The sequence below is a fragment of the Achromobacter sp. 1011791174 genome, from assembly GCF_059760925.1.
In genome coordinates this window covers 1-21,031 of sequence record NZ_JCBANH010000077.1, presented here as the reverse complement: position 1 = coordinate 21,031, position 21,031 = coordinate 1, and the positions used below count along the sequence as shown (strand labels likewise).

Sequence of the window (21,031 nt, the reverse complement as noted above, 5' to 3'; positions counted from 1 at the left end):
GAGTCGCAGTCATGCAAACAGCAGCCAAGTCCGTCGTGATCGCCGAGTCTTCCTGGGAAGAGTCGGTTTCCGCCTGGATGGACGGAGAAGAATCCGACGATGTCCTCGCAGGCCTGTTGACCCGGGAAGGGCAGCAGACCTGGGATACCTATCATCTGATCGGCGATGCCCTGCGCAATTCCGATCTGGCCCTGACGCCCAGCGCCGCCTTCCAGGCCCGCCTGGCGCGCGCGCTGGACGCCGAATTGCCCATCGTCGCGGCGCCCCGGCGCCGTTCGCCCTTGCGCATGGGACTGTCCGGCCTGGCCGTGGCCGCCGCCGTCGCCACCGTGGCCTGGGTGGCCCAACCCTATCTGTCCGGCGGCTCGCCGGGCGCCGAGACCCGCGTGCTGGCCGACGCCAGCGCGGGCGTCGGCACCGAAGACGCGAGCCTGCGTGATTATCTCGAAGCACATCGGCAGATGGCCGGCCCCAGCGCCGTGCGCCAGGTGTCCTTCGATGCCGGGGCGGGCCGCTGATGGCCTTGGTGCTTCCGACACGCTGGCCGGCCCTGGGCCGCGCCGCTACCTGGCCGGCTCATCGGGCCGCCTGGTTCGCCGCCACGCTGTTCGCTGCATTTCTCGCTGCCCACGAACCCGCTCGCGCGGCCGACGTCACGCCCGCCGCCGCGCCCGAGGATATGGTGCAGTTGCTGTCGCGCATCCAGCAGGCGGCCCGCAAGCAGGACTACGCGGGCGTTTTCATGTATCAGCAGGGCGAGACCATCCAGTCCTCCCGTCTGGTCCATGTGCTGGACGGCACCGGCGAGCGCGAGCGCCTGGAAATCCTGGACGGCCAGCCGCGCGAATATCTGCGCCATAACGAAGATGTGCAGTGCCTGATCCCCGAGCGCAAGACGGTGCTGATCGAGCGTCGCCGCGGCGACCGTTTTCCGGGTCTGCTGCTGGGCGATCCCGCCAATCTGTCCAAGCACTACCGGATCCGCGCGGAATCCGCGCTGCACCGGGTGGCGGGGCGTGAATGCCGCCTGATCACCATCGAGCCCGTGGACAAGCTGCGCTACGGCTATCGCCTCTGTGCGGATGTCGAAACCAATCTGCTGCTGAAGGCGCAGACGCTGAACGCCGCCCGAGGCGTGGTCGAACAGGTGTCCTTCACGTCCCTGCGCCTGGGATCCGAGGTCGATCCGCAATCGCTGGCCTCGCGCTGGAATACCCGCGATTGGAAGGTGCTCGAACCGTCCATGAAACAGGTCGACCTGGCTGCCCAGGGCTGGCGCATTCCCGCTCCCGAGGGTTTCACCGTGATAATGCAGGTGGCGCGCTCGATGGGGCGCTCCAGCACCGTCAGCCAGGTGGTGCTGTCGGATGGCCTGGCGGCGATCTCGGTCTTCATCGAGCCCTACGACAGCCTGCGCGGCCATACGCCGCCTCATGGCGCGGCGCAGCGCGGCTCGATCACGGTCTACGGCACGCGCATCGCCGATTTCTGGTTGACGGCCGTGGGCGAGGTGCCGCTGACCACGCTCGAACAATTGGCCCAGGGCACGGAGTACGTGCCCGCCGCCGCCCCGGCCACGGGCAAGCAGTAATTTCGGAGCAATCTATGAAAACAATGTTGGGGTCGAACCTGCAATTCCGGCGCCTGCTGGCGGCCATGGTTGCGGGCCTGTTGATGTCCACCGCCTATGCGCCGGCCTCCTTGGCGCAAACGCCGACGGTGGCCTTGCCGGATTTCACGACCATCGTCGAGAAAGCCGACCCCGCCGTCGTCAACATCCGCACCACCGCCACCGTGCCGGTGCGCGGTCCGGGGATGGGCGGCGGCAACGATCCCTACGAATTGTTCCGCTGGTTCTTCGGGCCGGATTTCCAGCCGCCGGGTCAGCAGTCGCCCACGCCGAGGCAGCGTCCGCAGCCTTCGCAGCCTGAAGAGCGCACCGTGCCGCGCGGCGTGGGATCGGGCTTCTTCATCTCCGAAGACGGCTACATCCTCACCAATAACCACGTGGTTGTCGACGCGACCGACATCTACGTCACGCTGACCGACGGCCGCGAATTCAAGGCCAAGGTCATCGGCACGGACGAGCGCACCGACGTCGCCCTGATCAAGGTCGAGGCCAAGGGCATGACGCCGCTGGTCATCGGCGATCCCAAGAAGCTCAAGAAGGGGCAGTGGGTGCTGGCCATCGGCTCGCCGTTCGGCCTGGATTCCACCGTCACGTCCGGCATCGTCAGCGCCATCGGCCGCGATACCGGCGAGTACCTGCCCTTCATCCAGACGGACGTGGCGGTCAACCCGGGCAACTCCGGAGGTCCGCTGATCAATCTCGATGGCGAAGCGGTCGGCATCAACTCGCAGATCATCTCGCGCAGCGGCGGCTTCATGGGCATTTCGCTGGCGATCCCCATCGACGAGGCCATGCGCGTGGTCGACCAGCTGCGCGCCACCGGCAAGGTGACCCGTGGCCGCGTCGGCGTGCAGATCGGCGAGGTTGGCAAGGATGTGGCCGAGGCCATCGGCCTGCCCAAGGCCGAAGGCGCCCTGGTCAGCAGCGTCGAGGCGGACGGTCCGGCCGACAAGGCCGGCGTGCAGCCGGGCGACGTGATCCTGAAGTTCAACGGCGAAACCATCAAGCGCTGGTCCGATCTGCCGCGCATCGTCGGCGAAACCAAGCCGGGCACGAGCGCCGACCTGGAAGTCTGGCGCAAGGGCAAGACGATCACGCTGCCGGTCAAGGTCGGTGAAATCCCGGCCGAGAAGGGCGGCGGCGCCAAGAAGGGCGCGGCGCCTCCCCCGGATGTGACCAACGCGCTGGGTCTGGGCGTGGTCGACGTGCCGGCCGAGGTGCAGCGCAAGCTGCGCATCAAGGGCGGCGTGCAGGTCAAGATCGCCGAGGGCGCGGCGGCCAAGGCCGGATTGCAGGAAGGCGACATCGTGTTGGCTCTGAACGACACCGACGTCACCGGCGCCAAGCAGTTCGGCGAGCTGGTCGCCAAGCTGGACAAGGCGCGCGCGGTGGGCCTGCTGGTCCGTCGCGGCGAGCAGACACAATGGGTGGCGGTGCCCGCGTCCAAATAAGGTCCAAGACCGGCTAAAATGCCTGGTTGCCGCAAGAGGGGGCGCATGGCGCCCCCTCGTTTTTGCCCAGGGCCAGCCGCCCCAGGGCGCATCTCGTCAGCCGTGCGTATTCCGGCGGCGGTGTCTTCCGGCCAGGCGCTGAGCGTTCTGTGCCGAGTGTTCCGTCCCTTTTAAACTCAAGCATGCAGCATATTCGCAACTTCTCCATCATCGCCCACATCGATCACGGCAAATCGACCCTGGCCGATCGCCTGATCCAACGCTGCGGCGGATTGGCGGATCGCGAAATGTCCGCGCAGGTGCTCGATTCCATGGAAATCGAACGCGAGCGCGGCATCACCATCAAGGCCCAGACGGCCGCCCTGCATTACAAGGCGCAGGACGGCAAGGTCTACAACCTGAACCTCATCGACACCCCGGGACACGTCGACTTCTCGTATGAAGTCAGCCGTTCGCTGTCCGCCTGCGAGGGCGCGCTGCTGGTGGTGGACGCCTCCCAAGGAGTCGAGGCGCAGACCGTGGCCAACTGCTACACCGCCATCGAGCTGGGCGTGGAAGTGATGCCGGTGCTGAACAAGATGGACCTGCCGCAGGCCGATCCCGAAGGCGCGCGCCAGGAAGTCGAGGACGTGATCGGCATCGACGCCTCGCAGGCCGTGCTGGCCAGCGCCAAGACCGGCATGGGCATCGACGAGATCCTGGAATCCATCGTGGCCCGCGTGCCGGCGCCCAAGGGGGATCCCGAGGCGCCGCTGCAGGCGCTGATCATCGACTCGTGGTTCGACAACTACGTGGGCGTGGTGATGCTGGTGCGCATCGTCAACGGCGTGCTCAAGCCCAAGGACAAGATCCTGCTGATGGCCTCCGGCGCCACCCACCTGTGCGAGCAGACCGGCGTGTTCACGCCGAAGTCGCAGCAGCGCCCGCACCTGTCGGCGGGCGAGGTGGGCTTCATCATCGCCGGCATCAAGCAGCTCGAAGACGCCAAGGTCGGCGACACGGTGACGCTGGCCAACAAGCCGGCCGCCGCGCCGCTGCCGGGCTTCAAGGAAGTCAAGCCGCAGGTGTTCGCCGGCCTGTACCCGGTCGAAAGCTCGGAATACGACCAGCTGCGCGATTCGCTGGAAAAGCTCAAGCTGAACGACGCCGCGCTGATGTTCGAGCCGGAAGTGTCGCAGGCGCTGGGCTTTGGTTTTCGCTGCGGCTTCCTGGGCCTGCTGCACATGGAAATCGTGCAGGAGCGCCTGGAACGCGAATTCGACATGGACATCATCACCACCGCGCCGTCGGTGGTGTACGAAGTCGAGCAGCGCGACGGTTCGATCATCACCGTCGAAAGCCCGTCGCGCATGCCGGAAGTGGGCAAGATCGCCGATATCCGCGAGCCGATCGTGAAGGTCACGCTGTTCATGCCGCAGGACTACGTCGGTCCGGTCATGACGCTGTGCAACAACAAGCGCGGCGTGCAGGTCAACATGAGCTATCACGGCCGCCAGGTGCACCTGGTGTACGAGATCCCGCTGGCCGAGATCGTGCTGGACTTCTTCGACAAGCTCAAGTCGGTGTCGCGCGGCTACGCCTCGATGGACTATGAGTTCCTGGAGTACCGCTCGGCCGACGTGGTGCGCGTGGACCTGCTGATCAACAACGACCGCGTCGACGCGCTGGCCGTGATCGTCCACCGCAGCAACGCCCGCCATCGCGCCCGCGACGTGGTGACGCGCATGCGCGGACTGATTCCGCGCCAGATGTTCGACGTGGTGATCCAGGCCGCCATCGGCGCCGAGATCATTGCGCGCGAGAACGTCAAGGCGCTGCGCAAGAACGTGCTGGCCAAGTGCTATGGCGGCGACATCTCCCGCAAGAAGAAGCTGCTCGAAAAGCAGAAGGCCGGCAAGAAGCGCATGAAGCAGGTCGGCAGCGTCGAGATTCCGCAAGAGGCCTTCCTGGCCATCCTGCAGGTGGAAGACAAATAGAACCCGAATAAGGCGGTTAGCTGATGAGTTGGAACTTTGCCCTGATCCTGTTCGTGCTGCTGGTCCTGACCGGCGCAATCTGGGTGCTCGACCTGGCCGTGCTGCGCCGGGGGCGCGAAAGCCGCGCCCAGGCCGCCATGGCCCAATATGACGCGGCCGTGATCGGCGACGCGCAGGAAGCCGAGCGCCTGCGGCGTGAAGCCGGCGAAGAGGCGCGGCGCATGCCGTGGTGGATCGAATACGCGGTCAGTTTCTTTCCCGTGATCCTGTTCGTGTTCATGCTGCGCTCGTTCGTGGTCGAGCCGTTCCGCATTCCGTCGGGCTCGATGCTGCCCACGCTGCAATCCGGCGACCTGATCCTGGTGAATAAATTCAGCTATGGCCTGCGCCTGCCTGTCCTCGACAAGAAGGTCGTCGATATCGGCAAGCCGCAGCGCGGCGACGTGTTCGTGTTCCGTTATCCGGTGGATCCGGATGTGGACTACATCAAGCGCGTGGTCGGCCTGCCGGGCGACGAGGTCGCTTATCTGGACAAGAAGCTGTACATCAATGGCGAATTGGTGACGCATGTGCGGGACGGCGACTATTTCGAGCCTGATCGTGTCTCTTATATCGCACAATATAAAGAGAAATTGGGCGACGTTGAGCATAAGATACTGCTCGATGAGGGAAAAATGCAGGAACTCGGGCCGCAGTATCCGTTTCCCAACCTCGGGAACTGCCAATACAGCCGCAATGGAGTACGCTGCAAAGTACCCGAGGGGCAGTATTTCGCCATGGGCGATAATCGGGACAACAGCGCTGACAGCCGGTATTGGGGCTTCGTTCCCGAAGCCAACATCGTCGGCAAGGCGTTCTTCATCTGGATGAATTTCAGCGATCTGAGCCGCATCGGCCGATTCAACTGATTATGTCGCTAGCCACGCTAGAAAACCGCCTGGATCATCATTTCAGCGATCCGGCTTTGCTCGAACAGGCGCTGACGCATCGCAGCCACGGCGCGCGCCATAACGAGCGGTTGGAATTCCTCGGGGATTCCGTGCTGAATTTCGTCGTGGCCGCCATGCTGTTCGAGCGTTTCGCCAAGATCGACGAGGGCGACCTGTCGCGTCTGCGGGCCAATCTGGTCAAGCAGGCGTCGCTGGCCGACATCGCGCAGAAACTGGAGTTGTCGCAGTATCTGCGACTGGGCGAGGGTGAATTGAAAAGCGGTGGTTTCCGCCGGCCGTCCATCCTGGCCGATACGGTCGAAGCGCTGTTCGGCGCCGTGTTCCTTGACGCCGGCTTCGACGCCGCGCGGCGCGTGATCGCGCGTCAGTATCAGCCGGTGCTGGCCAGCGTCGATCCCAAGACCCTGGGCAAGGACGCCAAGACCCTGCTGCAGGAATTCCTGCAGGGCCGCAAGATGGCGCTGCCGCTGTACACGGTGGTGGCCACTCACGGCGCGGCCCATAGCCAGCAGTTCGAGGTCGAATGCGCCATTCCGACGCTGGAAATCAAGGTGACGGCGCCTGGCGCCAGCCGCCGCGCCGCCGAGCAATCGGCGGCCAAGCTGGCGCTGGAGGCCGCGCAGGCCGTCAGCCCGGCCACGAAAGCCGCCCGCAAGTCGGGCAAGGCGCGCAAGACCGCGCAATTGTCGCTGCCCGTGGCAGTGGCCCAAGAGACTAAATGAGCAATACCCCTTTCCGCACCGGTTTCGTCGCCATCGTTGGCCGCCCCAATGTGGGCAAGTCCACGCTGACCAATGCCCTCATCGGCTCCAAGATATCCATCGTGTCGCGCAAGGCGCAGACCACGCGCCATCGCATACATGGCGTGCTGACCCGCGAGCACGAGCAGTTCGTGTTCGTGGACACGCCCGGGTTCCAGACCCGCCACGGCGGCGCCATGAACCGCATGATGAACCGGGTCGTGACACAGGCGTTGGCCGACGTGGACGTCGTGGTGCATGTGGTCGAGGCCGGCAAGTGGTCGGAAGGCGACGCCAAGCTGCTGCCGCTGCTGCCTGCGCCCGAGCGCACCATCCTGGTCGTCAGCAAGATCGACGCGCTGAAGAACCGCGACGACCTGTTCGCCTTCGTCAGCAAGATCATGGCGCTGCATCCGTTCGGCGCCGTGGTGCCGGTCAGCGCGACCAAGAACCAGCAGCTGGATCAGCTGCTGCAGGAAATCGCCGCGCGCCTGCCCGAAGGCGAACCGATGTTCGAAGAGGACACGCTGACCGACCGTCCCATGCGCTTTATCGCCGCCGAACTGGTGCGCGAGAAGATCTTCCGTCTGGTGGGCGATGAACTGCCCTACGGTTGTACCGTGGTCATCGAACAATGGGAAGAGAACGACAAGGGCGCGCGCATCGCCGCCTGTGTCGTGGTCGAGCGCGACAGCCACAAGCCCATCCTGCTGGGCGCGGGCGGCATGCACATGAAACGCATCGCCACCGAGGCGCGCCAGGATATCGCCAAGCTGCTCGACAAGACCGTCCACCTCGAGGTCTACATCAAGGTGCGCAAGGGCTGGTCCGATCGCGAAGGCGCGCTGCGCGATCTGGGTTATGAGTAAACGGGCGCCTCGCGTCCAGGACCGCCCAGGATTCATGCTGCACGCCACGGCGTGGCGTGAGACTTCCCTCATCGTTCAAACCTTCTCGCGCGATCATGGCTGTGTGGCCATGGTCGCCAAGGGCGCCAAGCGTCCGTATTCGGTGCTGCGCCCCGTGCTGTCGGCCTTTCAGCCCCTGCTGCTGTCCTGGACCGGCAATGGCGAGGTCAAGACGCTGACCCGCGCGGAAATCATGGGCATACGCCCGCTGGGCGGCACCGCCCTCATGTCCGCCTGGTACATGAACGAGCTGCTGCTGCGCCTGCTGCCGCGCGAAGACGCGCATCCGCTGCTGTACGACGCCTACGACATGGCATTGCAGCAGCTGTCCGGCGGCACCCGCGCGGCGGGTGCGCTGCGCCGCTTTGAATGGACCCTGCTGCGCGAGACCGGCTACGGCGTGGACGAGGCTGCGCCCGATTTCGACGACCCTGCCATCGAGCCCGGCTTGCGGCGCGACCTGCGCGAGCGCCTGGCCGAGATCCTGGCGGGGCGGCCGCTTTCCACGCGTCGCGTGCTGCTCGACCTGCAGCGCATCTGAAGCCGGCGGCGCCATGGGGTTCACGCTCAAGCAGGTGGAGACCTTCCGCACGGTCTACGAAACCGAAAGCGTGACCGCCGCGGCCCGGCGGCTGGACCTGTCGCCCGCCACCGTCAGCGCTACCTTGGCCGCGCTGGAGGCCAGCATCGAGATGCGCCTGTTCGAGCGCGTGCGCCAGCGCATGCACCGCACGCCCGAAGCCACGCTGCTGTATGAAGAGATCCGGCGCCTGAACGTCGGCCTGGAGAGCCTGGGCCGCAAGATCCGCGCGATACGCGGCTCGGCCCAGCCGCGCCTGCGCGTCGGCTGCATCCATGCCTACAGCGGCGCCATCGTCAGCGACACCATCGCGCGCTTTCGCGTCCGCTATCCCGATACGCCGCTATACCTGCAGATCCGCGATTCCAATACCTTGCGCGACATGGTCGTGTCGGGCGAACTGGACCTGGCCGCCGTGGCCGACGAATCGGAGCTGGAAGGACTGCGCGGCCACCTCCTGGCCAGTCTCCAGGCGGTGGCGGTGTTTCCCAAGGACCATACGCTGACCCGGTTGGAACAGGTCGAATTCGCGCAGCTGGCCGATGCCGATGTGATCGCGTTGAACGCGGAGGACGCGTCCCGCAAGCGGCTGGATGCCTTGTTGCGGCAGTCCGGGCAGGCGCTGCGCATCAGCATCGAGACGCCATACTCCAGCACGGTCTGCCAGTTGGCGCTGGCCGGCCACGGCGTGGGCATCGCCAATCCGGCCACGGCCGTGGGCATGGAAGCGGCCGGGCTGGCTTTCCGGCCGCTGGCCGCGCCGGTGCATTTCGAATGCCACATGATCCTGCACGGAAGCCGGCCGCTGTCGGAGGCCGGCAAGTTTTGGGCGACCTGCCTGCGCGCCGCGCTGGCGCCCTTGACGGAGCGCTACGGCGTCTAGCGCCTGGCGATGCGGGCCCGGCGGTGCGCGGGCGAGCCATCGCGCGCGCACCGCCGGACTCAGCCGCGCCGGCCGTCCGAGGTCAGGATCAGCACGACCGACGACTCGGCGTCGAGCATGCCCGAGCGTCGCAGCCGCGTGACGGCCGCCAGCGCCGCCGCCGAGGACAGCTCCGTGGCCAGCCCCATCCGTTCCAGCCGCTGCTGCGCCTGGGCCGCGGCAGCATCGGACACATCCACGGGCAGTCCGCCTGAACGCGCCAGCGCCTGCAGCGATTGCAGCGTGGTGGTGCCGCCGGCGATGGAATATTGGTCCGTGCCCGTTTCCCACAGCCCGCGCGCGTCCCCGGTCTGCAGGGCGCGCGACAGGCGTGCATAGGGCTCCACCGCGTGCATGCGCGGCAGTCGCGGAATCAGTCCCTGCCTGTGCAGCTCCTGCCAACCCAGCAGCACGCCCCAGAGCAGATCGCCGCGCGCGGTGGGCACGATGACATCCGTGGGCAGGCCGCAATGATCGAAGATCTCCCGCGCAATCGGCTTGTAGCCTTCCACGCCATAGGCATGGGTGCCCGTGGGCGGGTTCAGGTAGTTGGTGCCGGCGAAGGCGCCTTGTTCGCGGCATAGCTGGGCCACGTGCGGCCAGCGGCCCAGGCTGTCGTCGAACGCGGTGAGGCGGGCGCCGAAACGCTGCATGGCCTCGCGTTGCAGCGCCGGGCAGTTGCGGGTGATGGCGATCTCGGCCTGCAGGCCGGCGGCGGCGCAGTAGGCGGCCAGGGAAACGCCCGCGTTGCCGCTGGACGCGGCCGCCACGCGCGTGGCGCCGGCCAGCCTGGCGCGCGACACGAGCTGGGCCGCCATGCGGTCCTTGTGACTGCCGGTGGGATTGGCGCTCTCGCATTTCAGCCACAGCCTGCCCACGCCTTCCGCCTGGGCCAGGACGGACGACTCCAGGCAGGGCGTGCCGCCTTCGCCCAGCGTGATCGGATGCAGCACCGGCAGCGGCATCACGCTCGATGTCGATGGCGTGTAGACGCACTCCAGCGAGGCTGGATGGCCGGCTTCCAGACAAGACGGGCAGCCTTCGGGATAGTCGCCCGGGGGAAACAGCGTCGCGCAGCGGATGCAGCGCAGGCCGGATAAAGCGGGATTCATCAGCATGGGTCAGTACAGCGAGGAAAGAGAGTCCAGGGGCAACGCCGGCGCCGCCTGCAGCAGGCAGTCGCCGTCATCGCTGCGGGCGATGGCGCGCAGGCACAGCACCGTGCCCGCTTGCGGGCTGAGCAGGGTGTGCGCCGGCGTGTCGGGGCGTGCGGGTTCGATCAGCCGGCCCACGCGCTGACGCGCCGAGATGCGCTGGCCAAGCTCGACGCCGGGAATGAAAACGCCGGGCCCGTGCGCGCGCAGGGTCGCGGCGGGGGCGTCCAGGTCGTATAGGGCTGGCGGATCCGGGCGTGCTAGCTCGCGGTTCAGCTGGCCCAGCTCATGCAGGCAGCCGAGCAGGCCTTCGCGGCAACGATCGACCAGCGCCTGGCCGGTCTCGGCGCCTCCGCCGATTTCCGCGCTCAGTCTCAGCACGCCGTGACGGCTGGCGGCGGCCGGCATGGAGCCGGCTTCCGTGCCACGAAAGTAGATGCAATGAGGCAGGCCGAAGGCGCGTGCCAGCGCCGGCAGGCGCGGATCGAGCGCGTCCCGGCCATAGCGCGTGATCACCGAGGACGGCAGGTAGCGCAGCGATGCGCCGCCGCTGTGCACGTCCACAAGCGCCTCTACGCGCGGCAGCAGCTTCGCTTCCAGCGCGGCCGCCACGCTTTCGGTGTAGCCGCGCGCGGGGGGGCCGAGGAAGGCCCGGTTGAGATTGCCGCCGTCGTTGGGTGATAGGCGGCGACCAGCCAGCGAGGCTTCGGCGTTGGCGGCGGGCAGCAGATAGACCGTGCCGCGGTTCAGGATCCCGGGCAATTGATGCCAGAGTTCCAGGATCGCGGCCTGGCCTTCCCACTCGTCGCCATGCACGCCGGCCATCAGCGCGACGGCGGGGCCGGGGCCGGCGTCGATGCGCAGCACCGGCACGGTGACGCGGCGATAGGCGGATTCATTGGTCGCGGCCGCGCACGAGAAGTCTTCGCGGGTCACGGCGGTCATGCGGGGGCTCCTGTCGTCATCGGGCGGCGCATGGTCAGTCGAGCGTGGTGCCCGCGGCCTTGATGATGTTCTCCCATCGGGGCAATTCCTTCTTGATCTGCGCCTGCACGTCCTGCGGCGCGCCGCCCAGCGGTTCCTGCGAGCGGCTGCGCAATTCGCGGACCACGTTGTCGGTGCGCAGGGCCTGGTTGAGCGCGTCGTTGAGTCGCGCCAGCACGGCGGGCGGCGTGCCGGCCGGCGCCACCAGCGCGCTCCAGGCGGATTGCTCGTAGTCCGGGTAGCCCTGCTCGGCCACGGTAGGCACGTCCGGATTGGACGCCGCACGCTGCCGGGTGGTGACGGCCAGCGCGCGCAGGCGTCCGTCCTTCAGATTGCCGATCAGGGGCGGCAGGTTTTCCATCATCGAATCGACGTGTCCGCCCAGCAGGTCCGACAGCTGCGCCGCCGTGGCCTTGTAAGGAATCTGGCGCACCGCCGCGCCCGTCTGCGCGACGAACAGCTTGACGCCGACTTCGCTGGTGGTGCCGGGGTCCGCCGAGGTCATGGTCAGCTTGTCGGGTTGGGCGCGGCTGGCGTCGATGAAGCTCTTCAGGTCGCGGTAGGGCGACGCGGCGTTGACCACGATGACGTTGGGCGTCTCGGTGACCAGGCCGATGGGCGCCAGGTCGCGGTCCAGATCGTAGAGCTGTTGCTTGAACAGGTAGCGATGCAGGACCAGCGTGCCGACGTGGGCGTAGCCGATGGTGTAGCCGTCGGCCGGCGCGCGCACCAAGGCCTGGGTGCCGATACGGCCGCCGGCGCCGACGCGGTTCTCGACCACCACGGGCTGGCCCAGCAGCTTGCTCATTTCCTGGCCGACCAGGCGGGCGGTGATGTCGGCATTGCCGCCGGCGGCGGCGGGCACGATCAGCGTGATCGCGCGCTCGGGATACGCGGCCCATGCCGGCTGGGCGGCCAGGCAAAGGAGCAGGGCGGCAAGGCCGGCTGCGTGTTTCATGACGATTCCCCTTGGTGTTTTGTTGGTGGCGTCATTGTGGAGCGTGGGCGTGCCGAAGATGTTCGGGGTTTTGATATTGTTGTTTTCTTTTTTCGAATATCGACAGGGCGTGAGTCCAGCCTCGTCGTGGTGCGCGGGACGAAAAAAAGGCCTGCATCGCAATGCAGGCCTTGGTTGGGATCAGGCGCTGGCCGTTATTCGCGGTCGCCGCCGAAGATGCCCAGCAGCATCAGCAGGTTCGAGAAGACGTTGTACACGTCCAGGTAGATGGCCAGCGTGGCGGAAACGTAGTTGGTTTCGCCGCCGTTGACCACGCGTTGCAGGTCCACCAGCATGAAGGCCGAGAAGATCACGATGGCCATCACGGAGATGGTCAGCATCAGCGCGGGCAGCTGCAGGAAGATGTTGGCCAGCGCGGCGACCAGGATGACCACGGCGCCCATGAACAGGAACTTCTGCATGCCCGACAGATCGCGCTTGATGGTCGTGGCCAGCGTGGCCATGGTGCCGAACACGATCGCGGTGCCGCCGAAGGCCGTCATGACCAGCTGCGAGCCGTTGCTCATGCCCATCACGAAGCCCAGCAGGCGCGACAGCATGACGCCCATGAAGAACGTGAAGGCCAGCAGCAGGACCACGCCGAGCGAGTTGTTCTTGTTCTTCTCGATGGCGAACATCATGCCGAAGGCGCCCACCAGGAAGACGATGGCCGACAGACCGGGGCTGGCGCCCATGACGCGGTTGATGCCGGTATAGAGGCCGACGGCCGCGCCCAGCACGGTCGGGATCAGCGACAGGGCCAAGAGCCAGTACGTATTGCGCAGGACCTTGTTGCGGACGACCTCGCCCGGCGCGCCGGCGAGTTCACCGGAACGGTTAAAAGGGGACGGACGATATTCGTTCATGGAAAAACTCCTGTGTGCGGCAAAAAGGGATTGCCTCGAATGCTTAGATGCAAAGGATACCTTACAGTTCCCTTAAGAATCCAGTCAGGCGTGGTACCAGTCGGGCGTGGCACGCCGAAGCGGCATCAGCCCCGACGGACTTCACGCAGCACCCGGTCGACGATCGCGGGCAGCTCGGCGTCCATGCGGGCCTGCAGATGCGTCACGGCATCGGCCAGTGCGGCACGCATCAGTTGCTCGACCTCGGCCTGCAGCCTGGCGGCCAGCACGGAGGCCTCGGCGGACGCCACGACGGGCGCATCGTCGTCGGCGGGCTGGAAGGGGGCGGATGCTGGCATCGTCCAGGGCATGGCCGGCTGGGCAGCCCCGGCGGCGACTGGCGTCGCAGGGGCTGGCGCTACGTAGACAGACGGCATCGAGACGGGCGCCACCGAGACGGGCGCGGGCGGCGCAGGATCCGGGGCGATCTCGGTCAGCACGGGAAAGGCGTCGTCGTCGCCGACAGGCGCGGCGGGCTGCCGTGGCGGCGCCACGGACGCCGGCGCGTCGTCATGCGGCAGTTCGACCCGCTGGGTGAGGGTAGGGATGCCGGGGTCGTAGGAATGAGGGGGCATGGGGACTCCCGATGGCGAAAATGCACGGCCCGCCGCGAGCGGCGGCTCAGGCGTCTGGCTGGCGGCTGAGATCGTGGCTGTGCGGGGCGTGGCCCGCGTTCTGGTAGACGCGCCAGCGCTGGCGCGCGGCCTGCTTGTCGTCGGGCTCGTCGGAGACGATTTCCAGGAGGCGTTCGAAACCCTCGAAACCGGGCGGACACTCGTCATCCAGGTTGAGTAGCCAGGGTTGCGGCTGCCCCGCCTGGACCAGCTTTTCCGACGCCTTGAGCGGATCGGAGGCGGTCAGCACCACGGGCGTATCGGCGGCCAGCGGGTCATTGGCCAGTACATGAGGCACGAAGGAGATATCGTCGAAGGCCCAGAGCATGCGGTCGAAGGACGCCAGCCGGGAACCGTCGCGGCAATACACCACCAGGCGCTGGCCCGCCAGGTAGCGCTTGCGCGCCACCTGGCAGGCTGTGCGCAGGCGATCCGGCGCGCCGAAGGCGAAATCGATGCGCGTCATGCCTGTTCCAGGCCGCTCAAGCCTGGTCCAGCAGGAACTGCATCAGCAGCGGCACGGGACGGCCGGTGGCGCCCTTGTCCTTGCCGCCCTTCCAGGCGGTGCCGGCGATGTCCAGGTGGGCCCAGCGGTAGGCCTTGGTGAAGCGCGACAGGAAGCAGGCCGCCGTGACCGCGCCGGCCGGGGGGCCGCCGATGTTGGCGATGTCGGCGAAGTTGGACTTGAGCTGGTCCTGGTAAGCGTCGTCCATCGGCAGGCGCCATGCGGTGTCCAGGGCCTGGCGGCCGGCGGCGGCCAGGGCCTCGGCCAGTGCGTCGTCCTTGGAGAACAGGCCCGTGTTGACGTGGCCCAGCGCCACCACGCAGGCGCCGGTGAGGGTGGCGATGTCGATGACCGTCGAGGGCTTGAAGCGCTCGGCGTAGGTCAGCGCGTCGCACAGCACCAGGCGGCCTTCGGCGTCGGTGTTGAGGATCTCGATGGTCTGGCCCGACATGCTGGTGACCACGTCGCCGGGCTTGTTGGCCTTGCCGCTGGGCAGGTTCTCGCAGGCCGGGATCAGGCCGACCACGTCCAGCGGCAGTTCCAGTTCGGCCAGGGCGCGGAACGAGCCCAGCACGCTGGCGGCGCCGCCCATGTCGTACTTCATTTCGTCCATGGTGGCGGCCGGCTTGAGCGAGATGCCGCCGGCGTCGAACGTGATGCCCTTGCCGACCAGCACGATCGGGCCGTCACCGGCCTTGGCGCCTTTCTTGGCCGGCTTGCCGGCGTGGCGCAGCACGATGAAGCGCAGCGGTTCGTCGGAGCCGCGGGCCACGGACAGGAACGAGCCCATGCCCAGGGCCTCGACCTGCTTCTTGTCCAGCACCTCGACCTTCAGCGACTTGAATTCGCGGGCCAGGCGCTTGGCGGTTTCGCCCAGGTAGGTGGGCGTGCAGATATTGCCGGGCAGGTTGCCCAGGTCACGCGTCAGCGACATGCCGTTGGCGATGGCGGCGCCTTCGCGCAGGCCCTTCTGGGCCTGGGTGGCATCCGCCCGTTCGACGATCTGGACGATCTTCTTGAGCTTGGGACGGGCGTCGCGGTCGGGCTTGCCGAAGCTGGCGTCGTAGTGATAGGTGGCGGCGCCGGCGGCGATGGCGGCGCTGCGGGCGCGGGCGATGACGGGCACGTCGGCGACCGGGTTGGCCACCAGGGTCGACACGCCTTCGGCCAGCTGCGCGGCCACGCAGGCCTGGGCGAAGGCCTGTTCGGCGGCGGCATGGGCGCGGGCCGAGTATTCATCCTGCTTGCCCAGGCCGACCAGCACCACGCGCTGCGCCGTGACGCCGGGCAGGTTGCGCAGCGTCAGCGTGGCGCCGGCGCGGCCGCGGAATTCGGTCTTGGCCACCGCCCGCACGGCGCCGTTCGCGGCGCGGTCGATCAGGTCGGCGGCCGGGCTCAGCACGCCGTCCGCGAAGACGCCGACGGCCAGCGCGGCGGTTTTGATCTGGTGCAGGGAAGCGGTGGTCTGTGTGCTAAATTCCATGAGGGTTTCCCGGTACGTCTGTGTATGATGCGGTCGATTATCCCGCATATTCTCCCATGTCTCTATTCAAACGCTCTGTCGTCAGCGAGATCACCAGTCACGCTGGCGTTGTCTTTTCCACGTTGCTCGTCGTGTGGCTCAGCGTGCTCCTGGTGCGCTTGCTCGGCGAGGCGGCCGGAGGCAACATCGGGGCGGACGTGGTGCTGGTGCTGGCGGCGCTGTCCACCATCACGGCGCTGCCCACCATCCTGGCGGTGTCGGTCTTCATCGCCGTGCTCACCACGGTGACGCGCAACTATCGCGAATCCGAGATGGTCGTGTGGTTCGCCAGCGGCCTGTCGCTGGCCGATTGGTTCAAGCCCGTGCTGCGCGTGGCCATTCCCGTGGCCATCGCCGTGGCCGGCCTGACCCTGTTCGCCGCGCCCTGGGCCTATCGCCAGATCGGTGAATACCATCAGCGCTTCGAGCAGCGTTCCGACCTGTCCAAGGTCACGGCCGGCCAGTTCGCCGAATCGGCCGGCGGCGACCGCGTGTTCTTCGCCGAAGATCCCGCCCAGCCCACCGATGAGCTTGGCAACGTGTTCGCGCGTGAAACCGGCCCGGAATGGCTCAGCGTGCTGAGCGCCAGCAGCGCCCACAGCGAGACCCTGCCCAACGGCGACCGCTTCCTGGTGCTGGGCGCGGGCCACCGCTATGACCTCAAGCCGGGCACGCCGGAGATCCGGCTGGTGAATTTCGAAAAGTACGGGCTGCGCCTGGAAAGCAAGGCCGGCGGCGATCCGATGGCCGAGGCGCGCGCGGCGGCCGAGCGCTCCTCCAAGGCGCGCACCACGGGGCAGCTCATGGCCGACAATACCGACAACAGCTGGTCGCAGGTCATGTGGCGCGTGTCGCTGCCGCTGGCTGCCCTGAATCTGGCGCTGCTGGCCATTCCTCTGGGGGCGGTCAACCCGCGCCTGGGGCGTTCGGGCGACATCCTGATCGCCGGTCTGGTGGGCCTGCTGTACATGAACCTCATGAACCTGTCGCGGGCCTGGATCGCCAATGGCAAGCTCAGCTTCGGCGTGGGCGTCTGGGCGATTCACGGCCTGGTGGCGCTGCTGACATTCTTCCTGCTGATGCGCCGGCTGCGAGTGAAGGCGCCGCGCAACAGCCCCGCGGCTTCCTGAGGCCCTGGCGGCTGCCTGCCGCCCTAGGGCAGGTAGCGCAGCGCGTTTTGGGTGCCGGCCAGCAGGCCGGCATTGCGCAGCGCCGATTTGCGGATGAACTCCCACAGCACGTTGACGCGCTTGAGCTTGCGCAGGTCCTCGTGGCAGTACATCCAGAACGAGCGCGTGATCTCCACTTCCTGTTCCAGCACCGGCGTGAGCCGGGGATCCTGGGCGGCGATGAAGCAGGGCAGGATGGCCAGCGACTGGCCTTGCAGCGCCGCGTGGTACTGGGCGACCACGCTGGTGCTGCGCAGGATCACCTTGCTGGCTGGCAGCAGATCCTCCAGATAGCGCAATCGCTCGCTGAACAGCAGTTCGTCCACATAGCCGATGAACGTGTGGTCCGCCAGGTCTGCCTGTGAGCGGATGGGCGGATGGCGCGCCAGATAGCCGGGCGTGCCGTACAGCCGCAACGTGTAGTCGCACAGCTTGCTGCAGACATAGGGCCCGCGCTGCGGCCGCTCGATGGTGATCGCCAGGTCGGCTTCGCGCTTGGACAGGCTCACGAAGCGCGGCACCGGCAGGATGTCCAGCGTGATGTGCGGATAGCGACGCTGGAAGTCCGCCGCCAGCGGCGTCAGCACATAGCTGCCGAACCCTTCGGTGGCGCCGATGCGCAGGTGTCCCGACAGCGCCTGGCCGATGCCAGACAGGTTTTCGCGGGCGCTGTGCACCGCGCTTTCCATCTGCTCGGCATGCACGAACAGGCGCTGGCCGTCCTCGGTCAGCACGAAGCCCGCGCCGCGCGACTTCTCGAACAGCAGCGTGTCCAGTTCCGCCTCCAGCGCGCGGATGCGGCGCGACACTGTCGTGTGCTCCACGCCCAGCTTGCGCGCGGCGGCGCTGGCGCGCTGGGTGCGCGCCACTTCCAGAAAGTACCTGAGACTGTCCCAATCCAGCATGTCGCCGCGCTCCCGGCGGGCGCGGAAACCCTGGTTTCCATGCCCGGTATAGATGTGCATTGATGCACAAGTAATGTGCATTTCTAGTGTTGCTTGTTGATTTTCACACATCTACACTGGGTCGGCAGGCCCTGGGGGTTGATGCCGCCCGGGCCGCAGGCCGCGCAGACGGCGTACAACACATAACAACTCAGGAGACAAATCCATGAAATCGCATGCACGCGGGCTGGCCGCAGGACTGTGTCTGGGCGCCGTTCTGACGGCACAGGCGCTGGCCGCGGACAAGCCGCCAGTGAAGATCGGTATCTTGACCGACATGTCGGGCACCTATGCCGGCATGGGTGGACCGGGTTCGGTGGCGGCTGCGCAATTGGCCATCGACGACTGCCTGGCCGCGGAATGCAAGGGCATGAAGATCGAGCTGGTGTCGGCCGACAACCAGAACAAGGCCGACGTGGGCGCCGCCCGCGCGCGTGAATGGTTCGACCGCGACGGCGTGACCGCCATCGCCGACCTGACCAACTCCGCCGTCGCCCTGGCGGTGCAGGGCATTGCCCGCGAGAAGAACAAGGTGGTGATGTTCTCGGGTCCGGCCACCACGGCGCTGACCAACAAGGAATGCTCGCCGCTGGGCTTTCACTGGATGTTCGACACCTATTCGCAGTCGGCCGGCGGCGCCAAGGCCACGGTGAAGGCGGGCGGCAAGTCCTGGTTCTTCGTCACCGTGGACTACGCGTTCGGCCATTCGCTGGAAGCCGACACCGCCAAGGCCGTGCAGGCACTGGGCGGCACGGTCGCGGGCAGCGTGCGGCATCCGCTGAACGCGCCTGATTTCGCGTCCTATCTGTTGCAGGCGCAGAGCTCCAAGGCGCAGGTGGTGGCGCTGGCCAACGGCGGCCAGGACACGGTCAACGCGGTCAAGCAGGCGGGCGAGTTCGGCATCGTGGCGGGCGGGCAGCGGCTGGTGTCGCTGCTGATCTTCCTGTCCGACCTGCGCGCGCTCGGGCTGGACACCGCCCAGGGCCTGTCCTACGTGGACGGCTTCTACTGGGACTATGACGACGCCACGCGCCAGTGGTCGGGACGCTTCGAGAAGGCCTTCCGTGGCCTGAAGCCGACCATGACCCAGGCCGGCGTCTATTCCAGCGTGCTGCACTACCTGCGCGCGGTCGCCGCCAGCGGCAGCACCGACGGCAAGGTGGTGGCCGACAAGATGCGCGAGCTGCCCATCAAGGATCCGATCATGCGCAACGCCTCGATCCGCCCGGATGGCCGCGTGATCCACGATATGTACTTGTACGAAGTGAAGAAGCCGTCCGAATCCAAGGGCGGCTGGGATTATTCCAAGCTGGTGGCGACCATCCCGGCCGCCGAGGCCTTCCAGCCGCTGGCCGATTCGGCCTGCCCGCTGGTCCAGAAGTAGACCGCGCGCCGGGCGCGGGCCTGGTTGCCCGAGCCCGGCGCAATGATTCATGAACGCGGATCCGATCCGCAACGACAAGCAGTCCGAGGAGCATCAAATGAGTGAAGTCCCCCACGTTCCGCTAATGATCGGCGGCAAGCTCGTGCAGTCCAAGACCACTGAATGGCGGGACGTGATCAATCCTGCCACGCAGGAAGTCGTCGCCAAGGTGCCCTTCGCCACGCGCGAGGAACTGGACCTGGCGGTGGCCAATTCCAAGGAAGCGTTCAAGACCTGGCGCAACGCCGGGCAGGGCGCGCGCATGCGCGTCATGTTGAAGTTCCAGGACCTGCTGCGCGCCAACACCGCCAAGCTGGCCGAGATGATCACGCGCGAGCACGGCAAGACCCTGCCCGACGCCGAGGGCGAAGTCGGCCGCGGCCTGGAAGTGGTCGAGCACGCCTGCTCGATCGCCAACCTGCAGCTGGGCGAATATGCCGAGAACGCCGCCACCGGCATCGACGTCTACACGCTGATTCAGCCGCTGGGCGTGTGCGCCGGCATCACCGCGTTCAACTTCCCGGTGATGCTGCCCTGCTTCATGTTCCCCATCGCCGTGGCCTGCGGCAACACCTTCGTGCTCAAGCCGTCCGAGCAGGATCCGACCTCGTCGCTGTTCCTGGCGGAGCTGGCGCTGGAAGCCGGCCTGCCGCCGGGCGTGCTGAACGTGGTCCATGGCGGTCCGGATATCGCCAATGGCCTGTGCGAGCATCCCGACATCAAGGCGGTGTCCTTCATCGGCTCGACCCGCGTCGGCACCGAGATCTACAACCGCGCCTCGGCCGCCGGCAAGCGCTGCCAGTCGATGATGGGCGCCAAGAACCACTGCGTGGTCCTGCCCGACGCCGATCCGGACGTGGCGCTGAACCAACTGCTGGGCGCCGCCTTCGGCGCCGCCGGCCAGCGCTGCATGGCCTCGTCCGTGGCCGTGCTGGTGGGTGACGCGCGCAACTGGCTGCCCGACTTCGTCGAGCGCGCCAAGAAGCTCAAGGTCAATTCCGGCACCGACCGCCAGGCCGACCTGGGCCCGCTGGTCTCGCCCAACGCCAGGAAGCGCGTCGAAAGCCTGATCCAGAAGGGCGTGGACGAAGGCGCCAAGCTGCTGCTGGACGGCCGCAACGTCAAGGTCGCCGGCTTCGAGCAGGGCAACTTCGTCGGCCCGACGATCTTTGATGGCGTGAAGGAAAACATGACCATCTACACCGAGGAGATCTTCGGTCCTGTGCTGTGCGTGGTCGGCGTGGAAACGCTGGAGGACGCGGTCGAGTTCATCAACCGCAACCCCAACGGCAACGGCGTGGCGCTGTTCACCCAGGATGGCGGCGCGGCGCGCTACTTCCAGAACAACATCGACGTCGGCCAGGTGGGCATCAACGTGCCGATCCCCGTGCCGGTGGCCTGGTTCAGCTTCACGGGCTCGCGCGCGTCGAAGCTGGGCGACCTGGGCCCCAACGGCAAGCAGGCGGTGCAGTTCTGGACGCAGACCAAGACCGTCACGGCCCGCTGGTCGGCGCACACCAAGAGCGTCAACACGACGATCAGCATGCGCTGAGGACTGTCCCCCCGAAGCGCTGCGCGCTTCCCCCAGGGGCGCCACTGCGGACCGGCAAAGCCGGCTCCGCGTGGCCCCGCTTGGGGGAGGGAGGGCGTCTTGGAT

The 21,031-nt window shown here is 67.1% G+C and carries 20 protein-coding genes; 12 read left to right on the top strand and 8 right to left on the bottom strand.

Going from position 1 to position 21,031, the window contains the following annotated elements; genetic code table 11:
- Nucleotides 1–11 precede the first annotated feature (11 nt).
- The 9 genes from AC6LJ5_RS22460 to AC6LJ5_RS22420 all read left to right on the top strand — a co-directional run bounded on the left by AC6LJ5_RS22460 (nt 12) and on the right by AC6LJ5_RS22420 (nt 9,118).
- Nucleotides 12–518, top strand: a complete 507-nt coding sequence (locus AC6LJ5_RS22460) for a sigma-E factor negative regulatory protein (RefSeq protein ID WP_103273140.1) — start codon at nt 12–14, stop codon at nt 516–518.
- On the top strand, nt 518–1,591 hold the full coding sequence (locus AC6LJ5_RS22455; RefSeq protein ID WP_498141666.1) for a MucB/RseB C-terminal domain-containing protein: 1,074 nt from the start codon (nt 518–520) through the stop codon (nt 1,589–1,591). The genes AC6LJ5_RS22460 and AC6LJ5_RS22455 overlap by 1 nt, the downstream gene beginning before the upstream one ends.
- A gap of 65 nt (nt 1,592–1,656) precedes the next feature.
- Complete coding sequence (locus tag AC6LJ5_RS22450) at nt 1,657–3,081, top strand: DegQ family serine endoprotease (RefSeq protein WP_498141668.1); 1,425 nt, start codon at nt 1,657–1,659, stop codon at nt 3,079–3,081.
- A 182-nt stretch (nt 3,082–3,263) separates the two neighbouring features.
- Nucleotides 3,264–5,057, top strand: coding sequence for a translation elongation factor 4 (gene lepA / locus AC6LJ5_RS22445; protein WP_103273143.1), 1,794 nt, complete (start codon nt 3,264–3,266; stop codon nt 5,055–5,057).
- Nucleotides 5,058–5,080: 23 nt separating this feature from the next.
- Nucleotides 5,081–5,965: a signal peptidase I gene (gene lepB, locus AC6LJ5_RS22440; protein WP_103273144.1), complete on the top strand. Its 885-nt coding sequence runs from the start codon at nt 5,081–5,083 to the stop codon at nt 5,963–5,965.
- Between the two features lie 2 nt (nt 5,966–5,967).
- The gene (gene rnc / locus AC6LJ5_RS22435) at nt 5,968–6,729 is read left to right on the top strand and encodes a ribonuclease III (RefSeq protein ID WP_498141665.1); all 762 of its coding nucleotides are present in this window, start codon (nt 5,968–5,970) and stop codon (nt 6,727–6,729) included.
- Nucleotides 6,726–7,616, top strand: coding sequence for a GTPase Era (gene era / locus AC6LJ5_RS22430; RefSeq protein WP_103273146.1), 891 nt, complete (start codon nt 6,726–6,728; stop codon nt 7,614–7,616). The genes rnc and era overlap by 4 nt, the downstream gene beginning before the upstream one ends.
- On the top strand, nt 7,609–8,196 hold the full coding sequence (recO, locus tag AC6LJ5_RS22425; protein ID WP_392410098.1) for a DNA repair protein RecO: 588 nt from the start codon (nt 7,609–7,611) through the stop codon (nt 8,194–8,196). The genes era and recO overlap by 8 nt, the downstream gene beginning before the upstream one ends.
- Nucleotides 8,197–8,209: 13 nt before the next feature.
- Complete coding sequence (locus AC6LJ5_RS22420; protein ID WP_498141664.1) at nt 8,210–9,118, top strand: LysR substrate-binding domain-containing protein; 909 nt, start codon at nt 8,210–8,212, stop codon at nt 9,116–9,118.
- A 59-nt stretch (nt 9,119–9,177) separates the two neighbouring features.
- Here the strand turns inward: AC6LJ5_RS22420 and AC6LJ5_RS22415 are convergent, their stop codons facing one another.
- The 7 genes from AC6LJ5_RS22415 to AC6LJ5_RS22385 all read right to left on the bottom strand — a co-directional run bounded on the left by AC6LJ5_RS22415 (nt 9,178) and on the right by AC6LJ5_RS22385 (nt 15,799).
- Nucleotides 9,178–10,275, bottom strand: a complete 1,098-nt coding sequence (locus tag AC6LJ5_RS22415) for a pyridoxal-phosphate dependent enzyme (protein ID WP_498141663.1) — start codon at nt 10,273–10,275, stop codon at nt 9,178–9,180.
- A 3-nt stretch (nt 10,276–10,278) separates the two neighbouring features.
- Nucleotides 10,279–11,256 (bottom strand): M14 family metallopeptidase, encoded by a 978-nt coding sequence (locus AC6LJ5_RS22410; protein ID WP_498141662.1) that lies wholly within the window; start codon nt 11,254–11,256, stop codon nt 10,279–10,281.
- 34 nt (nt 11,257–11,290) lie between these two features.
- Complete coding sequence (locus AC6LJ5_RS22405; protein WP_392410094.1) at nt 11,291–12,253, bottom strand: Bug family tripartite tricarboxylate transporter substrate binding protein; 963 nt, start codon at nt 12,251–12,253, stop codon at nt 11,291–11,293.
- 194 nt (nt 12,254–12,447) lie between these two features.
- Nucleotides 12,448–13,158, bottom strand: a complete 711-nt coding sequence (locus AC6LJ5_RS22400) for a Bax inhibitor-1/YccA family protein (protein WP_103273152.1) — start codon at nt 13,156–13,158, stop codon at nt 12,448–12,450.
- 125 nt (nt 13,159–13,283) lie between these two features.
- Nucleotides 13,284–13,772 carry a hypothetical protein gene (locus AC6LJ5_RS22395; RefSeq protein ID WP_498141661.1) on the bottom strand — a complete coding sequence of 163 codons (489 nt, stop codon included), beginning with the start codon at nt 13,770–13,772 and terminating at the stop codon, nt 13,284–13,286.
- A gap of 46 nt (nt 13,773–13,818) precedes the next feature.
- Nucleotides 13,819–14,277: a DNA polymerase III subunit chi gene (locus tag AC6LJ5_RS22390; RefSeq protein ID WP_103273154.1), complete on the bottom strand. Its 459-nt coding sequence runs from the start codon at nt 14,275–14,277 to the stop codon at nt 13,819–13,821.
- Between the two features lie 16 nt (nt 14,278–14,293).
- The gene (locus tag AC6LJ5_RS22385; RefSeq protein ID WP_103273155.1) at nt 14,294–15,799 is read right to left on the bottom strand and encodes a leucyl aminopeptidase; all 1,506 of its coding nucleotides are present in this window, start codon (nt 15,797–15,799) and stop codon (nt 14,294–14,296) included.
- Between the two features lie 56 nt (nt 15,800–15,855).
- Between AC6LJ5_RS22385 and lptF the strand changes: the two genes are divergently transcribed.
- Nucleotides 15,856–16,968, top strand: coding sequence for an LPS export ABC transporter permease LptF (gene lptF, locus AC6LJ5_RS22380; protein ID WP_103273156.1), 1,113 nt, complete (start codon nt 15,856–15,858; stop codon nt 16,966–16,968).
- A gap of 23 nt (nt 16,969–16,991) precedes the next feature.
- Here the strand turns inward: lptF and AC6LJ5_RS22375 are convergent, their stop codons facing one another.
- Nucleotides 16,992–17,912, bottom strand: coding sequence for a LysR family transcriptional regulator (locus tag AC6LJ5_RS22375; protein WP_103273157.1), 921 nt, complete (start codon nt 17,910–17,912; stop codon nt 16,992–16,994).
- Between the two features lie 205 nt (nt 17,913–18,117).
- Here AC6LJ5_RS22375 and AC6LJ5_RS22370 point away from each other — a divergent pair, with 205 nt between their 5' ends.
- Nucleotides 18,118–19,335 (top strand): ABC transporter substrate-binding protein, encoded by a 1,218-nt coding sequence (locus AC6LJ5_RS22370; RefSeq protein WP_212315248.1) that lies wholly within the window; start codon nt 18,118–18,120, stop codon nt 19,333–19,335.
- Nucleotides 19,336–19,432: 97 nt separating this feature from the next.
- Nucleotides 19,433–20,926 carry a CoA-acylating methylmalonate-semialdehyde dehydrogenase gene (locus AC6LJ5_RS22365; protein ID WP_103276359.1) on the top strand — a complete coding sequence of 498 codons (1,494 nt, stop codon included), beginning with the start codon at nt 19,433–19,435 and terminating at the stop codon, nt 20,924–20,926.
- The last annotated feature ends 105 nt before the right edge of the window (nt 20,927–21,031 follow it).

Excerpts from the sequence above, each read along its gene's own strand:
- AC6LJ5_RS22460 (WP_103273140.1), top strand. The coding sequence starts at position 12 with ATGCAAACAGCAGCCAAGTCCGTCGTGATCGCCGAGTCTTCCTGGGAA.
- AC6LJ5_RS22455 (WP_498141666.1), top strand. The coding sequence starts at position 518 with ATGGCCTTGGTGCTTCCGACACGCTGGCCGGCCCTGGGCCGCGCCGCT.
- AC6LJ5_RS22450 (WP_498141668.1), top strand. The coding sequence starts at position 1,657 with ATGGTTGCGGGCCTGTTGATGTCCACCGCCTATGCGCCGGCCTCCTTG.
- lepA (WP_103273143.1), top strand. The coding sequence starts at position 3,264 with ATGCAGCATATTCGCAACTTCTCCATCATCGCCCACATCGATCACGGC.
- lepB (WP_103273144.1), top strand. The coding sequence starts at position 5,081 with ATGAGTTGGAACTTTGCCCTGATCCTGTTCGTGCTGCTGGTCCTGACC.
- rnc (WP_498141665.1), top strand. The coding sequence starts at position 5,968 with ATGTCGCTAGCCACGCTAGAAAACCGCCTGGATCATCATTTCAGCGAT.
- era (WP_103273146.1), top strand. The coding sequence starts at position 6,726 with ATGAGCAATACCCCTTTCCGCACCGGTTTCGTCGCCATCGTTGGCCGC.
- recO (WP_392410098.1), top strand. The coding sequence starts at position 7,609 with ATGAGTAAACGGGCGCCTCGCGTCCAGGACCGCCCAGGATTCATGCTG.
- AC6LJ5_RS22420 (WP_498141664.1), top strand. The coding sequence starts at position 8,210 with ATGGGGTTCACGCTCAAGCAGGTGGAGACCTTCCGCACGGTCTACGAA.
- AC6LJ5_RS22415 (WP_498141663.1), bottom strand. The coding sequence starts at position 10,275 with ATGCTGATGAATCCCGCTTTATCCGGCCTGCGCTGCATCCGCTGCGCG.
- AC6LJ5_RS22410 (WP_498141662.1), bottom strand. The coding sequence starts at position 11,256 with ATGACCGCCGTGACCCGCGAAGACTTCTCGTGCGCGGCCGCGACCAAT.
- AC6LJ5_RS22405 (WP_392410094.1), bottom strand. The coding sequence starts at position 12,253 with ATGAAACACGCAGCCGGCCTTGCCGCCCTGCTCCTTTGCCTGGCCGCC.
- AC6LJ5_RS22400 (WP_103273152.1), bottom strand. The coding sequence starts at position 13,158 with ATGAACGAATATCGTCCGTCCCCTTTTAACCGTTCCGGTGAACTCGCC.
- AC6LJ5_RS22395 (WP_498141661.1), bottom strand. The coding sequence starts at position 13,772 with ATGCCCCCTCATTCCTACGACCCCGGCATCCCTACCCTCACCCAGCGG.
- AC6LJ5_RS22390 (WP_103273154.1), bottom strand. The coding sequence starts at position 14,277 with ATGACGCGCATCGATTTCGCCTTCGGCGCGCCGGATCGCCTGCGCACA.
- AC6LJ5_RS22385 (WP_103273155.1), bottom strand. The coding sequence starts at position 15,799 with ATGGAATTTAGCACACAGACCACCGCTTCCCTGCACCAGATCAAAACC.
- lptF (WP_103273156.1), top strand. The coding sequence starts at position 15,856 with ATGTCTCTATTCAAACGCTCTGTCGTCAGCGAGATCACCAGTCACGCT.
- AC6LJ5_RS22375 (WP_103273157.1), bottom strand. The coding sequence starts at position 17,912 with ATGCTGGATTGGGACAGTCTCAGGTACTTTCTGGAAGTGGCGCGCACC.
- AC6LJ5_RS22370 (WP_212315248.1), top strand. The coding sequence starts at position 18,118 with ATGAAATCGCATGCACGCGGGCTGGCCGCAGGACTGTGTCTGGGCGCC.
- AC6LJ5_RS22365 (WP_103276359.1), top strand. The coding sequence starts at position 19,433 with ATGAGTGAAGTCCCCCACGTTCCGCTAATGATCGGCGGCAAGCTCGTG.